The sequence below is a fragment of the Psychrobacter sp. UBA6766 genome (genome assembly GCF_002453355.1).
Classification (GTDB): Bacteria; Pseudomonadota; Gammaproteobacteria; order Pseudomonadales; family Moraxellaceae; genus Psychrobacter.
In genome coordinates this window covers 1-15,621 of sequence record NZ_DKGQ01000024.1, presented here as the reverse complement: position 1 = coordinate 15,621, position 15,621 = coordinate 1, and the positions used below count along the sequence as shown (strand labels likewise).

11 protein-coding genes are annotated in these 15,621 nt (G+C 45.3%); 2 read left to right on the top strand and 9 right to left on the bottom strand.

What is annotated here, in order from left to right; genetic code table 11:
• Positions 1-40 precede the first annotated feature (40 nt).
• Positions 41-2,011, bottom strand: coding sequence for an alkaline phosphatase D family protein (locus tag B4K26_RS05340; protein ID WP_296243999.1), 1,971 nt, complete (start codon positions 2,009-2,011; stop codon positions 41-43).
• A gap of 254 nt (positions 2,012-2,265) precedes the next feature.
• Positions 2,266-3,069 (bottom strand): sulfite exporter TauE/SafE family protein, encoded by an 804-nt coding sequence (locus B4K26_RS05335; RefSeq protein ID WP_296244020.1) that lies wholly within the window; start codon positions 3,067-3,069, stop codon positions 2,266-2,268.
• A 198-nt stretch (positions 3,070-3,267) separates the two neighbouring features.
• Between B4K26_RS05335 and B4K26_RS05330 the strand changes: the two genes are divergently transcribed.
• Positions 3,268-4,257, top strand: a complete 990-nt coding sequence (locus tag B4K26_RS05330; protein WP_296243998.1) for a biotin--[acetyl-CoA-carboxylase] ligase — start codon at positions 3,268-3,270, stop codon at positions 4,255-4,257.
• A gap of 37 nt (positions 4,258-4,294) precedes the next feature.
• Positions 4,295-5,023, top strand: coding sequence for a pantothenate kinase (locus B4K26_RS05325; protein ID WP_296243996.1), 729 nt, complete (start codon positions 4,295-4,297; stop codon positions 5,021-5,023).
• An 80-nt stretch (positions 5,024-5,103) separates the two neighbouring features.
• Here B4K26_RS05325 and B4K26_RS05320 read toward each other — a convergent pair whose 3' ends face one another.
• The 7 genes from B4K26_RS05320 to B4K26_RS05290 all read right to left on the bottom strand — a co-directional run bounded on the left by B4K26_RS05320 (position 5,104) and on the right by B4K26_RS05290 (position 15,567).
• Positions 5,104-6,291, bottom strand: a complete 1,188-nt coding sequence (locus B4K26_RS05320; RefSeq protein WP_296243994.1) for an isovaleryl-CoA dehydrogenase — start codon at positions 6,289-6,291, stop codon at positions 5,104-5,106.
• An 85-nt stretch (positions 6,292-6,376) separates the two neighbouring features.
• Positions 6,377-7,297 (bottom strand): hydroxymethylglutaryl-CoA lyase, encoded by a 921-nt coding sequence (locus B4K26_RS05315; protein WP_296243993.1) that lies wholly within the window; start codon positions 7,295-7,297, stop codon positions 6,377-6,379.
• A 52-nt stretch (positions 7,298-7,349) separates the two neighbouring features.
• Positions 7,350-9,452, bottom strand: a complete 2,103-nt coding sequence (locus tag B4K26_RS05310; RefSeq protein ID WP_296243992.1) for an acetyl/propionyl/methylcrotonyl-CoA carboxylase subunit alpha — start codon at positions 9,450-9,452, stop codon at positions 7,350-7,352.
• 63 nt (positions 9,453-9,515) lie between these two features.
• Positions 9,516-10,322: an enoyl-CoA hydratase/isomerase family protein gene (locus tag B4K26_RS05305; protein ID WP_296243991.1), complete on the bottom strand. Its 807-nt coding sequence runs from the start codon at positions 10,320-10,322 to the stop codon at positions 9,516-9,518.
• Between the two features lie 62 nt (positions 10,323-10,384).
• Positions 10,385-11,995 (bottom strand): carboxyl transferase domain-containing protein, encoded by a 1,611-nt coding sequence (locus B4K26_RS05300; protein WP_296243990.1) that lies wholly within the window; start codon positions 11,993-11,995, stop codon positions 10,385-10,387.
• A gap of 117 nt (positions 11,996-12,112) precedes the next feature.
• On the bottom strand, positions 12,113-13,867 hold the full coding sequence (locus B4K26_RS05295; RefSeq protein ID WP_296243989.1) for an AMP-binding protein: 1,755 nt from the start codon (positions 13,865-13,867) through the stop codon (positions 12,113-12,115).
• Between the two features lie 470 nt (positions 13,868-14,337).
• Positions 14,338-15,567, bottom strand: a complete 1,230-nt coding sequence (locus tag B4K26_RS05290) for an FAD-dependent oxidoreductase (RefSeq protein ID WP_296243988.1) — start codon at positions 15,565-15,567, stop codon at positions 14,338-14,340.
• Positions 15,568-15,621 lie beyond the last annotated feature (54 nt).

The window sequence follows — 15,621 nt, the reverse complement described above, 5'->3', positions numbered from 1 at the left end:
TCGTGAATTGTTAAATCATTAACAGGAATTAAAAGAGTACCTAGACACTTAGTTTATTTTCACCCGCCACCACTTTTAACGTTTGCTCCACTCTACTGCTATAAGTTTGTCTAAGAATGTCACTGACAAATATCCATTCCGACTGACAGGACTCTGGAGTAACGGTAATCGCCATATAGCCACGCTCACTAGGATTCATATATTTTAAACCCTCTATTAGTTGAGTTAGTACTGCTTTTACCTGTTCTGGTGGATTAGGAATGTACTCTTCAAAGCCTGGTGAGCTCACAGAGCTCGTGGCAAACTCAACGCCAACTGGTATACCGTCATCCGTAGTTAGATTATTCGCCCATGCATTATGCGAATCTCCTGCTAGTACCACTAAATTCTTATTGTAGCTTCTAGCCGCCGTCAATACCCTTTGACGTGCTGAGCCATAACCGTCCCAAGCATCGATGTTATAAGGGATTGCAGGCTGTGCTAAATTAGCTTTGTCTACATCAGTTAAATCTTGCGGCCTGGTTTGAGCTGTATTCACTAAAGTTAGATAAGCATTAATATCAAGTCCAAGCCTAGGATCAGCAAGATTTAGAATCACAGGCGCTGGAATGTCCATACGACCCATCAGAATTTGTTGTCCTAGCACTTGCCATTTAGCTGTTGATTGTTGCATTTGACTAACCAGCCAGTTGCTTTGGCTAAGTCCTAATAGCTCCCTACTACTATTGTTAGTAGCTGCTCTAAAAGCATCGGTATCAATAGAAAAGCCCAACAAACTATCTGGTTTAATAAAATCGACATAATTAAGCTGTTTATCACGCCCAATGACGCGAGTGTCCAACATGTTTAGACTCAATAGATCACCAAACTCGAAGCTACGATAGATCTTACTTTGTGACTCACTAGGGCGTATCGGCATCCACTCATGGTAAGCGGTCACGGCTTCTAGTTTACGAGCATCCCAGCTGCCTTCTTTACTAGGCTGATGATTGTCAGCGCCATCTTGATAGGTATCATTTGCCAGCTCATGATCGTCCCATACCGCAATCATTGGCGCAATAGCATGCAGATCTTGCAAATCTGGATCTGTCTTATATTGAGCATAACGGGTGCGATAGCTGCTGAGAGTAAAGGCTTCCTGAGCTGGCTGGACTTCACGATCTATGGCCGCCGCGTTTGCCGAAGCATAGGCTGGTACAGTATTGCCTTCAGCATCGGTAGTAGTTCGGCCATACTCATAAATATAATCGCCTAGATGGATTAAAACATCTAAATCATGACGCTTAGCAGCATCCGCATAAACATGAAAAAATCCTGCTGGGTAATTGGCACAGCTAAAAACAGCCATCTTGACTTGATTGACTTTACCCACGGGTAAGGTCTTTGTTTTGCCAACACGACTTACCTTTTTGCCCACTGCAAATTGATAATAATAAACCGTATTAGGTTGTAAGCTATCAACGTCGACCTTAACCGTGTAATCTTTTACCGCGCTCGTGATGACTTCCCCTTGCTTAATCACATCGGTCATTTGCTGATTACGCGATATAAACCACTTAACGGTGAATTTTTGCGAACCCGTTTTTTGCGGGGTCACTCGTGTCCACAAGATAATTCGATCAGATAAAGGATCACCACTGGCAACGCCATGATCAAAACTAACGGTCTCACCAATTTCCGGATTAAAGCCATCATCGTCAGAGCCACATCCTACTAAGCCTAAGCTACTGGCTCCTATAGCCGTCACGCCTATGGTACCAAAACCTTTCATAAAGCGGCGTCTATTAAGACTCGACTTATCCTGATCAAGATTTTGATCATTGCCTTGAACATTACTATCGGATTGTTGGGACAAACTGGGATCAACAGGAGGTCTAGAAAGAGGCGTATTAATCGGTTTTTCTAACGTATCAATAAAAACATTATGAATAACTTTTTTTTCCGTCACTGTATTTGTGTCACTTTCTTCATTGACGGCCACTTTTGTGGTTTTATCATCTTGATTGCTCATGGTCAGTCCTTCCTTGTACTGTATGGAGTAGCCTATTGTCAGTAGGCCTCGTGGTTTTTTAATAACTGCCTTTAATGATGACCTTCCATGATCATCACTCTCATTTATTAATATTACTGACTTAACCCGACAGAGTTAAGCAAAATATTATCACAAACGACTGAGCATATGTATAGTATTATTCATTATGACAATTTTCGATCTGCCTAATAATTATTGGTTTTATTCAATCGAAATAATTCTCTAAATCAAACTTAAATCATCCCAATCCCACTTAGCAATAACTGCCCGCCCGCAAACAATAACAACACTCCAAAAGCACGCTTAAGCGTCAGCGCAGGCAGCACGTGGGCGAGTTTGGCGCCGACTTTTGCCATTGCAAAACTGGCAACGGAAATACATAAAAAGCCCGTGACATGAACAAAACCTATCGTGCCCTCAGGCAAATTGGCGACGTCTTGACCAAACCATGCGAAGCCTATCGCACCTGCGACGGCAATTGGCAAACCGCAAGCGGCCGAGGTGCCGACCGATTGCTTCATCGGTAGTCCTGCCCAGTTTAAAAACGGTACAGTCAAGCTGCCACCGCCAATCCCAAAGATAGACGACGCCATTCCAATGCCAGTTCCTGCGCCAAACTGTACACCAGCAGATGGTAATGGTTTGCCGAGCTGCTCTCTGTTAGATAAAAACAGCATCTTTAAAGCGACCAATAATGCCCCAACGCCGATGATGGCTTGCAGCACTTTTCCATCAATCATATCGGCGATACCCGCACCAACTAAGCTACCGATGACCAAGCCCAATGCCATTTTGCGCCAAACTTCCCAGCGCACACCGCCGCGCTTATTATGTGCCGTGAGCGAGCTGATTGAAGTCACGACAATGGTGGCAAGCGAAGTACCGATGGCCAAATGCGTCACCACTTCTGGCGAAAAGTTGTACGCTGCAAAAATCCAAACCAACGCTGGAACAATAATCATGCCGCCTCCGACGCCAAACAGGCCCGCACTAACCCCTGCAAACGCCCCTGCAATCACAAACCATACATATAACATCATTGAATTGACCTTCTGTCGTACTTATTTTTTAATAGAAATTATTTAATCTTATAATCATTCGCTTATCACCTTCTCAATCGCATTTGCCAAATTATAATCTGACCTTTATGCTGTCTACTTTATACTTTTAATGAGTAACAATCGCTCAGTATATCAAAGTTTATCCATGCCATATTAAACACATCGACGAAACTTATGCCGCCAATTAATCCGTTATCTGACTTTTTACCTGCCTATTTGTCCGAGTCATTAGCGCTTGACCATTTACCCGAACTGAACCATCGTCACCTTGCTACTAGCGCCTCGACCAATAGTGAGCTTATCGCTGCGGTACAAGACGGGGCGTTGCACGCCAGTGAGAAGCATTTATTGACTGCCGAGACTCAAAGCGCAGGCCGCGGGCAACATGGGCGCTCTTGGCAGTCGCCACGCGGCAATGTCTATCTGTCTTTATATCATCCAGTTCATATGCCGATTAGCGGCTTATTGTCACTGATTATCGGCGTTGAACTGGCAAAAATGCCCGTAATTCAAACATTAAACGCACAATTACACGAGCAAGAACTGACACCAATTGGGGTAAAATGGGCCAATGATTTGGGATTTTATTCGCATCATTCTGCATTAGATTTATGTCAATCAGAGATGGATAAACAAGAAAAGCAAACGTTGCCCTTTCATAAACTTGCGGGAATTTTGATAGAACCCGTATTAAAATCAGGAAAGTTGGTTGGGGTCGTGATGGGCGTAGGGCTCAATGTTCAAGCAACACCGAAACTGACGGCGCAAACGTGCGAAGGTATGAGTTACCAAGCGATTAGCTTGCAGGATATCAATCGAATATTAGCGTTAGAGCAGCCAAAAAGTGAATTGCCAAGCTTACGCGAGCTGTATCAGCAAATGAGTAAAGCCTTAATGGCAGCGATGACGCGCTTTGAGCATTTAGGCTTAGAAAGACCCACTGGACAGACGTATAATTTGGACAGTTTTTTGACCCAGTTTGATGCTATGGATGCCTTGGCAGGGCTGCGGTTACGTGTCACTCAAGAGCATAACGGCAATGTTGAGACGCTAACTGGTTATGCGTGCGGGATTGATACACACGGGTGTTTGCAATTGCGCCAAGATAACGGTAATATTTCAGCGCTTTTTACCGGACGCATCGACGTTATTCAACAAGTTTAAACCGCTTATTTAACGAGCACTATATAAAAGGAATTTTATGCTCTGGCTTGATCTTGGCAACACCCGCCTTAAGTACTGGCTTACTGATGATATCGGACAAATCGTCTCGCATGATGCCAAACAGCATCTGCAAGCCCCTGCCGAATTACTGATGGGCCTGACCGATCGCTTCGAGCGTTATGCGCCGCATTTTATCGGCATCTCATCGGTGCTTGGTGACGGCTTGAATAAAAAGGTCTCAGAGACATTAAGCCGACTTAATATCCCGTTTGAATTTGTCCATGTCGATGCCAATTATCCATTGATGAAAAGCGCCTATAACGACGAGCAGCTTGGCTGCGACCGCTGGCTACAAATGCTTGGCGCTGTTGATAAAACCAAACGCCAATGCGTGATTGGCTGTGGTACGGCAGTGACGATTGATTTGATAGACCACGCGACACATTTGGGCGGTTATATTTTCCCAAGTATTTATCTGCAACGCGAGTCATTATTTTCTGGCACCAAACAAATCACTATCTCTAACGGCACCTTTGATAGTGTCGGTCAAGGTATCACTACTCAAGACGCGGTTCATCGCGGCATCTTATTGTCCATCGTCGGTGCTATTAATGAAATTAGCACGCGTCATCCGAACTTTGAGGTGATTATGACTGGCGGCGATGCCAATATTATCGCTCAACACGTCAACCGACCCGTTAAGCTTCGCGATGATTTATTGTTAAATGGGTTAGCACGTTATTTTGATCATGAAAATCAGTCATAATCTTTAAAGTTTATGTGGAATAAATATAAAAAAAGCAGGACGCTTAAAACGTCCTGCTTTTTTATTCATGTCGAAACGCTTTATTTAGTTTCGTTAAACAGCTCACGACCAATCAGCATTCGGCGAATCTCACTGGTGCCTGCGCCAATCTCGTAAAGCTTGGCATCGCGCCAGTAACGACCAAGCGGATACTCGTTGGTATAACCGTTACCGCCAAAGATTTGAATGCCTTCGCCTGCCATCCACGTGGCTTTTTCGGCGCACCATAAAATTACACTGGCGCAATCTTTACGTACTTCTCGGCTGTGACCTGCACCACGTTTGTCCAGCATATCGAGGTTTTTACCGACGGTATATAAAAAGCTGCGACCTGCTTGTAAGATAGTATACATATCGGCGACTTTGCCTTGGATCAGCTGAAACTCGCCTATCGCTTGCCCAAACTGCTTTCGGTCATGGATATAAGGAACGACATTGTCCATCACCGCTTGCATGATACCGATGGGACCCGCCGCCAATACTGCGCGCTCATAATCAAGCCCACTCATTAAGACTTTTACGCCCTCATTTAGATTTCCCAAGATATTTTCTTTAGGGACTTCAACATTATTAAAGGTCATCTCGCCCGTATGACTACCACGCATGCCTAATTTGTCTAGCTTTTGCGCCGTACCAAAACCTTTCATGCCTTTTTCAACGATAAAAGCGGTCATGCCTTTAGCGCCAAGCTCTGGATTGGTCTTGGCATAAACCACCATCACATCGGCATCAGGACCATTGGTAATCCACATTTTGCTACCATTTAGCACATAATGACCGTCTTTTTCTTCGGCTTTTAGCTTCATACTAACGACATCTGAGCCAGCGCCAGGCTCACTCATGGCGAGTGCACCGACAAATTCGCCGCTAATAAGTTTTGGTAGATATTTTTGCTTTTGAGCCTCATTGCCGTTACGTTTAAGCTGATTGATACACAAGTTAGAGTGCGCACCATAGCTCAGCGCTACAGAGGCAGACGCGCGGCTAATCTCTTCCATCGCCACCATATGGGCGACATAGCCCATGTCAGAGCCACCGTATTCTTCAGGAACGGTAATACCATGAAGACCAATGTCGCCCATTTTTTGCCACAAGTCCATCGGGAACTCATCGCTACTATCAATCTCAGCCGCACGCGGAGCGATTTCGTTGGCAGCAAACTGCTGTACCATATCGCGTAAAGCGTCGATATCTTCGCCAAGCTGAAAATTTAATCCAGGTAAACTCATAACTATTCCTTGTATATAAATGTTTTAAATTTTAATCTGTTTTTAAAATAATGTTTTTAAAGCGACTGTATTCTCAGAAAACTGGTTAAGACTGACGTTTATTAATCAGTGCGCGAGCGACTTTTGAGCCGTTAGGACGCCCTAAAAATTCACTGATACGCTCGCCTGCCACGACCAATTTATCCAAATCAATTCCCGTGCTGATTCCCATACCATGAAGCATATAAACCACATCTTCGGTTGCCACATTTCCCGTAGCACCCTTAGCATAAGGACAACCGCCAAGACCAGCAACAGAGGTATCAAATTCGCTAACGCCCATTTGCAGAGCGGCTAAAGTATTGCTAAGTGCTTGACCATAAGTATCGTGAAAATGTCCAGATAGCATAGAAATATCAGCGTATTCTAGTGCAGCTTGTAACGCGCGCTGTACTTTTAGTGGCGTACCGACTCCAATGGTATCCGCTATACCAATTTGCTCAGCGCCAATCTCAATTAAACGTCTGGTTACGTAGGCTACTTGGCTTGGGTCAATCTCACCTTCATAAGGACAACCAACCGTACAAGAAATAACGCCGCGAACCTTGACGCCCTGTGCTTTTGCTGCTGCAGCAACAGGCGCGAAACGCTCAATACTTTCATCGATACTACAATTGATGTTTTTTTGGCTAAAGGTTTCACTGGCTGAGCCAAAGATGACGATTTCGTCAGGACGATGTGCAATGGCATTGTCAAAACCGCGCATATTTGGCACCAATACCGAATAGCTCACATCGGCATGACGCGTTGGCGCAAGTGCCTTAAGCAGCGCGCTATTGTCACCCATTTGGGGTACCCATTTTGGCGAAACAAAGCTAGTTGCTTCAAGTTTTTTCACGCCAGCGGCAATCAAATCCTCGATAAGCGCCTGCTTAACGGCAGTTGGAACGGTCATGGACTCGTTTTGTAAGCCATCACGCGGGCTGACATCGACGATAGTGACATGCTCTGGATAGGAGATATTCATACTAATTGTCCTTTTTCACTTATTTGCCTTGTTCTTATTCATCTCTCAGCTATCAGCTTTCACTATCAATGCGTAGCAGCTCATCGCCGTCAGCAACCAAGTCACCTGCGCCAAACAGTAATTCTGCAACCACCCCATCGGTTGGTGCGGTAATGGTATGTTCGATTTTCATCGCTTCGATAACCGCTAATGGCTCACCTTTTTTGACCGTATCGCCAACGGCTACTTTAAACGCGACGACTTGACCCGGCATTGGCGATTTTAAACTACCCACCGCAGCGCTATCTTCGCCAACATGTGCCATCACATCCACAAGCGTAATCTCATCGCGACCTTTATCAGTAAACACATAAATGGTCTCGTTATTTGTCCAACTTTGCGCACTGATACGGGCGCCTTCCAGCCATAAGGTATGATTATGCGCATCGCTACTGGCATAGCTGACTTGACCTTCATAGACCGTTTCTGTCGCCGCGGCCACATTAATATTGCTATTCTCTTCAGTATTCGCGATTTCTTTTTCAATGACGAAGGTAAAGCTATTGATATTATCTTCGCCCTTTTTAGCATGAGCCCCAGTTGCATTATGCCAGTTGCTAATACGCGCGTGATAAGGCTGTTCGTCATAAATCAATTTAAATGAGCGCGTATAGTCGCTAAAGGCACGGAATCCACTAGGCTGACTAAATGGATCCAAATCTGCGCCTTGCATTGCAACTTCACTCGCAAGCTGCTGCGCAATCGCCGTTACGACAAGCGTCGATAGCTCAAGCGGATGCTGATTAAATAGCTCGTCTGCTTCACGCTCAATCAATGCCGTATCAAGATTGGCTTGGCTAAACGACTGGGTATTAAGGATATAGCGCAAAAACGCCACGTTATTGGGTAAACCAACGATGCGCGTTTGCGCTAACGCACGATCAAGCTTGGCGAGCGCTTGCTCTCGTGTTGGCGCATGAACGATAAGTTTGGCAATCATTGAGTCATAAAATGGACTAATCACATTGCCTTCGCGGACGCCATCGTCGATACGCACGTCTGCAATGTTAAAGGTACTGTGCTCAGGTTTTTGATAGGTAAATAGTGTTCCTGTCGCTGGTAAAAAACCATTGTCAGGGTTTTCAGCACAAATTCGCGCTTCAATCGCATGACCATTAATCGCCAAGTCTCCTTGTTTTTTAGGAAGCGGCAAGCCTGCTGCGACTAATAGCTGCCATTCAACCAAATCCACACCAGAGATGGCTTCACTAACTGGATGTTCAACTTGAAGGCGGGTATTCATCTCCATGAAATAAAAACTCATAGAGCCTTCGCGCTGCTCAACGATAAACTCAACCGTTCCTGCGCCAAAATAATTGACCGCTCGTGCCGCTTCAATCGCCGCAATTCCCATCGCTTCACGCATGCTAGTATCGACACCTGGCGCTGGTGCTTCTTCTAACACCTTTTGATGGCGACGCTGAACCGAGCAATCTCGCTCAAATAAATGTACGTAATTGCCATGCGTATCACCGAATACCTGAATCTCGATATGGCGTGGTTTTAGCGCGTATTTTTCGATCAATACTTGATCGTCACCAAAACTGGTAATCGCTTCACGACGACAAGATTCTAATAATCCAATGAAGTCGCTGCTATTCTCGACGATTCGCATACCTTTACCACCGCCGCCAGCGCTGGCTTTAATCAGCACAGGATAGCCGATGCTATCGGCTTGCTCTTTTAAAAACTCGGCATCTTGATTGTCACCATGATAACCGGGAATCAAAGGCACGCCAGCGGCTTCCATCAAACGTTTGGACTCAGATTTTCCGCCCATCGCGCGGATGGCATCAGCAGAGGGGCCAATAAACACTAATCCTGCATCCTGACAAGCCTGAGCAAAATCGGCATTTTCACTTAAAAACCCATAGCCTGGATGAATCGCTTGCGCACCAGTCTCTTTCGCAATCGCAATGATTGCATCGCCTTTGAGATAGCTGTCTTTTGGCGCAGAACCACCCAAATAAACCGCTTCATCACAGACGGCTACGTGCTTAGCGCTGCGATCAGCGTCAGAATAAACCGCAACGGTACTCACGCCTAGACGCTTAGCAGTCGCAGCAACACGGCAGGCAATTTCACCACGGTTGGCGATTAGAATTTTAGAAAACATAACTATCCCTGTGTCTTGTCGTTTTTATCATGTATTTATCGGCAACTTGCTAAATCTTTATCATTAATCAGCGCTTAGCCAATTCGGTTTACGCTTTTGCAAAAATGCTTGCACGCCCTCGCGGCCTTGCTCGGATGAGCGGATATCAGCAATGCCTTTAACGGTATCTGCAATCAATTCATCAGTAATCGTTGCGCCTGCAACTTCATGCAATAGACGCTTGCAGGTCTTAACCGCCTCAGGGCTGTTTTTGACCACTTTATCGCAGAATGCCGCAACGGCATCATTAAGTGACTCTTCGCTAACGCGCTCATGGATAAAGCCTAACTGACGTGCCTTTTTGGCATCAAAAACTTCTGCACTTAAGAAATAACGCTGCGAAGCTCGTGCGCCCAATGCGCGAATCACATAAGGGCTGATAGTGGCAGGCGCTAATCCTAACCGTACTTCGCTTAAACAAAAATGGGAGATCTTAACGGCAATAGCAACATCACAAACGGCCACTAAGCCCATTCCGCCTGCATAAACATCGCCTTGAATGGCAGCAACGGTTGGTTTTGGGCACTCATAAATAGTCTTGAGCATTTGCGCTAATTTATCGGCGTCTGCTAGATTTTCCTCATAGCTATAATCTGCCATTGCGCGCATCCAATTTAAATCAGCACCTGCACAAAACGCCTTTCCAGCTGCCGCTAAGACGATGACACGAACATCATCATTCGCACCAAGCTTAGTGAAAGCTTCTGTCAGCTCGGCAATCATTTCATCGTTAAAGGCATTACGGATTTCTGGACGATTTAATGTTACGGTCGCCACATGCTGCTCAACGCTAACCAATAGGCTTTTATAATTATTTAATTTTTTTTGCATAACATTCTCTATATTTTTATAAGCATCAAACGACTACTAACGTTATATTTACTGCAATAATGTTACATTCTAAAAACACCAAAGTTTGTCTCTTCAATCGGTGCATTATAGGCCGCGCTCAATCCTAGCGCCAAAACGTTACGCGTATCAGCAGGATCAATCACGCCATCATCCCAAAGTCTGGCGGTGGCATAATAAGGATGACCTTGCTCTTCATACATCTCACGAATTGGTGCTTTAAACGCCGCTTCATCTTCCTCACTCCACGCCTCGCCTTTACGGTCAAAATTATCACGTTTAACCGTTGCCAATACTGACGCTGCTTGTTCGCCGCCCATCACCGAGATACGAGCATTTGGCCACATCCATAAGAAGCGTGGACTATAAGCGCGGCCACACATGCCGTAGTTACCAGCGCCGAATGAACCACCAACGATAACGGTAAATTTTGGTACTTTGGCATTGGCAACCGCCATCACCATCTTGGCGCCATGACGAGCGATACCTTCGTTTTCGTATTTACGACCGACCATAAAGCCGGTGATGTTTTGCAAAAATATCAATGGAATTTTGCGCTTACAGCACAGCTCAATAAAGTGAGTACCTTTTTGCGCAGACTCACTAAACAAGATGCCGTTATTGGCAATAATGCCAACTGGCATGCCTTCGATATGGGCAAAACCACAAACCAGCGTCGTGCCAAAGCGGGCTTTAAATTCATCGAACGCACTGTCATCAACGATTCGCGCAATGATTTCTCTAATATCAAAAGGTTTGCGCTTATCCGTTGGAATAACGCCATATAGCTCTTTAGCATCATAGCGCGGCGGAAGCGGCTTGATTTGATTAGGAATGTGCTTTGCAGGACGGTTTAGATGACTGACAATATTACGAGCAATCGACAACGCATGGGTATCGTTTTGTGCCAAATGGTCAACCACGCCTGACAGACGCGTATGCACATCACCGCCACCCAAATCTTCTGCCGTGACTTCTTCACCTGTCGCGGCTTTAACCAATGGCGGACCACCCAAAAAGATCGTTCCTTGATCTTTGACAATGATAGATTCATCGCTCATGGCTGGTACGTAGGCACCGCCAGCCGTACAGCTACCCATAACGACGGCAATTTGTGGAATACCAGCGGCACTCAAGTTGGCTTGGTTAAAAAAGATACGACCGAAATGCTCTTTATCAGGGAACACTTCATCTTGGTTGGGTAAGTTTGCACCGCCCGAATCTACCAAATAAACACAAGGCAGATGGTTTTCTTGGGCAATTTCTTGCGCGCGAAGATGCTTTTTGACTGTCATCGGATAGTAGGTACCACCTTTTACCGTGGCATCATTACAAACAATCATACACTCAGTGCCGTTGATACGACCGATACCGGCAATCACGCCTGCCGCTGGAATCTCTTCGCCATACATGTCATGCGCTGCCATCGGTGCCACTTCCAAAAACGGCGTTCCAACATCGAGCAAACGCTCGACACGCTCGCGCGGCAAAAGCTTGCCACGAGCTAAATGCTTGGCTCGTGCGCGCTCTGAACCGCCTTTGGCAACTTTACGCAGATGTTGATATAAATCGTCAACAACTTCTTGCATAGCGGCACTGTTTTGCTGAAATTCGGCAGCGTTTGGACTCAATTTACTGGTTATGATAGCGCTCATGATATCCCTTTTCTTTAATGCGTAAATACGAGTAATATTTTTATTATAACGGTGGAGTGTTTTAGTTTTTACTCATACAAATAGTTTATAAAATTACAGCTAAGATTGAACCGCTCTTTATAAGCCCAGCTCTTCTTTCATCTGTTCAATGATTTTATATTTTTGAATCTTACCGGTGATGGTCATCGGGTACTCAGTCACAAAGCGATAGTAAGTTGGCACTTTATAGTGAGCAATATGCTCGCTACAGAACTGACGCACGTCTTCTTCCGTTAAGCAGCCCTCTTCCTTAGGAATAATCCAAGCAGCCAGCACTTCTCCATAACGCTTATCTGGAATACCAACGATTTGCACATCACGGATTTTAGGATGACGATAAAGGTAGTTTTCAATCTCGACCGGATAGATATTCTCGCCGCCGCGAATGACCATATCTTTACTTCGCCCAACGATTTTGACATAGCCGTCTTCATCCATGGTGGCCAAATCCCCCGTATGCATCCAGCCATCTTGGATAGCTTCACGCGTTTTAAAGCGGCTTCCCCAATAGCCTTTCATCACCGAATAACCACGCGTTAGCAGCTCGCCAGTCTCTCCTAAAGGCACAATCTCACCCGTTTCGGTATCGACGACTTTGACCTCAAGCGCAGGCTGGACCAATCCCACCGTTGATACTTGCTTCTCAAGCGGCGTATGTTCGTTGGTTTGGCAAGAAACTGGACTGGTCTCGGTCATGCCGTAAGCAATGGTCACCTCTTTCATATGCATCTCATCAATGACGCGGCGCATAACCTCAATCGGACAACTAGAGCCTGCCATAATGCCGGTTCGCAAGGTTGATAAATCAAAGTTTTTAAATTCAGGATGATCAAGCTCAGCAATAAACATCGTTGGAACGCCATGCAAAGCTGTGCATTTCTCTTCTTCAACCGCTTGCAATACAGACAATGGCTCAAAACCATCGTTCGGATAAACGATACAACCGCCATGCGTCAGAATTGCCAAGTTACCGAGCACCATCCCGAAACAATGATATAAAGGTACTGGAATGCACAGCTTATCTTCTTCGGTGAGATTCATTGCCTCACCGATAAAGTAGCCGTTATTTAAAATATTTCGATGGCTTAAGGTGGCGCCTTTTGGCGTCCCTGTCGTGCCGCTCGTGAATTGAACATTAATAGCATCAGTGTTTTTAAGTTGCGCCTGACGCTCTGCAACGCGGGGATCATTGACATCGCCTTCCGCCATCCAAGCAGAAAACTTCTGCATAAAACCGAATTCTTCATCAGAGTCTGGCTCATCAATCCAAATGATGCGCTCAATGGTTGGAATCTCGACCAAATCTAGCTGGGTATAGTCTTTATGATAAATCTCAGGGCACAGCTCACGGATTAATTGCGCATAATCACTGCTTTTAAAATGGCGCATAAGAACAAGCGCTGAACAACCCAATTTATTGAGTGCATATTGCAACTCAAAGGTTCGATAGGCAGGATTGATATTGACAAGAATGACACCGACTTTCGCCGTCGCTAATTGCATGAGTAGCCACTCAGCATTATTATGCGACCAAATACCGACACGATCGCCAATCTCAAGCCCCATCTCAATCATGCTGCTAGCGAGCTGATTGACTTGCTGTTGCAACTCTCGATACGTCCAGCGGATATTTTGATGACGAACGACAAGCGCTTCACGCTCAGGATATTTGGCAACAATCGCATCAAAAAAGTCACCGATGGTCGTCTCAATCAGCGGAACATCGGGGCCTTTATCATAACTTTGGCTAAGCGGCGCATTTGCGGAGCGCGCGCCCATATTAACGGTGGGAATATTATTTAGAATGGTATCGAAGTCAATAGTTCGAGTCATAACGAGTCCTTTCGCTTTACTTTTTATGGTGCTAATTTTTCGCCTGTCGTCTATTCTTATGTTTCCTTGAACAGGTCTTGACGAGCGTTAACTACTATACCGCCTTGAATCGAAGGCTGTCAACAATAGCAATACAATATGTATCATTTAAATTAATGCTAAAGATACTAGTTTAGGGCGTGTCCTCATTTTAAAAATGGTTATAAAAGTGAGTTAAATTGCAGGTAAACAAGGAAAATAGCGCAGGTAATATCGGGATATTAACCAGCTATTTGACGCCGTTTGGCAAAATTTAGCCATTTTTAGCCCATTTAGATATCCATCGGTTGAATTGAGGACATGCCCTAGTAAAAGATAGCATAAAAACGCATGGTTATTGTATGTAAAAAAGCCAGTCATGCATTTGTCACACAACTGGTTTTTTGGCAAAAACTGAGACAAATTAACGCTGAGATTTACCCCTGCAAGGATTAAGCTTTAACCGTTGGCGGCGCTTTGATTGTTACCGTCGCGCTGACATCATTGTTCTCATCAAGTAAGTCCATGACCAGCTCCTCATCGCTTTCAGTAGTCACTTGCCAATTACCTTGCGCCTGCGGAACGCCTGTCGCCATGACCGATATGGCTTTATTTTTTAGGCGAATCATTGGCGGCTTATGATCATAACCACCGTGCTCGTGGCCCAAAATATCATCAGCAATCGTCGCGGCTTGCGCACGCAGCGGTGCTACATAACGACAAGCAACGCCATTGATGGACATACAATCGCCAATCGCGTAAACATTGGACGCATGAGTACGTAGCGTCGTGGCATCAACTACAATACCCGTGCGCCGATTGAACTCAACCCCTGCCGCTGTTGGCAATTTATCATCAACTGTCAAGCCCGTACTGGCAATGACATGGTCAACGATTAATGACTCCGGCTGTTGAGAATCATCGCTGTCAGTAGCTGATACTGGCTCATAGCTCACTTGCAGTTTGCCGTCACTATTACGCGTAACATCCGATACTTGATAGCCGCCTAAAAAGTTAATCCCTTGCGATTTGACTGCCGCTGCAATACGAGCCGTCGCTTTTGCTGGTAGCATTTGCGAGAGTGGCGCGTCGTTTAAATCAATCAGCGTCACTTCATGACCTGCTTTTAATAAGTCTTCAGCAATCTCCGTCCCAACCATACCGGCACCGACGATAGCGATGCGCTGACTACCAGCGGCAAGCTTTTCTTGTAGCTGTCCAAAACGCTCAATATGATTAACATGCCAGACCAAATCTTCTGGCAGGCTTTTTGGAAAAATAGGATGCGCGCCCATCGCCAGCACTAGCTTGTCATAGCTAATAGTAGCGTAATTGGTATAAACGGGATCTGAACGCAGCGCTGAGATAAGCTGTATAGTTTGGTTAGTAGGGTCTATATCCGTCACTTGCGTATTGGCAAGCAATTGGATATTTGCAGCCTCTGCGGCATCGCTACCAGTCGCTCGAACCAAATCCGAGGCGTTTTTCTGTTGGCTAATTGCCATTGTTAGCATCGGTTTGTGATAACGGTCGCCACTATCAGCCGTAATTAAGGTAATCGCAATTTCTTTGTCTTTGGCACGAATGGCATCAATCACGTGCCATCCGGCTAATCCTGCGCCAATAATTACGATACCTGCAGATGAGGTATCAGGTATAACGGACGAATTTTCTACACTCATATTAGCTCCAATACAGTTTATGGATGACAATTAATTTTGGGGCTGTCCTAGATA

Coding starts and splice junctions, on each gene's coding strand:
- B4K26_RS05305 (WP_296243991.1), bottom strand. CDS start 10,322: ATGCAAAAAAAATTAAATAATTATAAAAGCCTATTGGTTAGCGTTGAG.
- B4K26_RS05315 (WP_296243993.1), bottom strand. CDS start 7,297: ATGAATATCTCCTATCCAGAGCATGTCACTATCGTCGATGTCAGCCCG.
- B4K26_RS05295 (WP_296243989.1), bottom strand. CDS start 13,867: ATGACTCGAACTATTGACTTCGATACCATTCTAAATAATATTCCCACC.
- B4K26_RS05320 (WP_296243994.1), bottom strand. CDS start 6,291: ATGAGTTTACCTGGATTAAATTTTCAGCTTGGCGAAGATATCGACGCT.
- B4K26_RS05300 (WP_296243990.1), bottom strand. CDS start 11,995: ATGAGCGCTATCATAACCAGTAAATTGAGTCCAAACGCTGCCGAATTT.
- B4K26_RS05330 (WP_296243998.1), top strand. CDS start 3,268: ATGCCGCCAATTAATCCGTTATCTGACTTTTTACCTGCCTATTTGTCC.
- B4K26_RS05325 (WP_296243996.1), top strand. CDS start 4,295: ATGCTCTGGCTTGATCTTGGCAACACCCGCCTTAAGTACTGGCTTACT.
- B4K26_RS05335 (WP_296244020.1), bottom strand. CDS start 3,069: ATGTTATATGTATGGTTTGTGATTGCAGGGGCGTTTGCAGGGGTTAGT.
- B4K26_RS05340 (WP_296243999.1), bottom strand. CDS start 2,011: ATGAGCAATCAAGATGATAAAACCACAAAAGTGGCCGTCAATGAAGAA.
- B4K26_RS05290 (WP_296243988.1), bottom strand. CDS start 15,567: ATGAGTGTAGAAAATTCGTCCGTTATACCTGATACCTCATCTGCAGGT.
- B4K26_RS05310 (WP_296243992.1), bottom strand. CDS start 9,452: ATGTTTTCTAAAATTCTAATCGCCAACCGTGGTGAAATTGCCTGCCGT.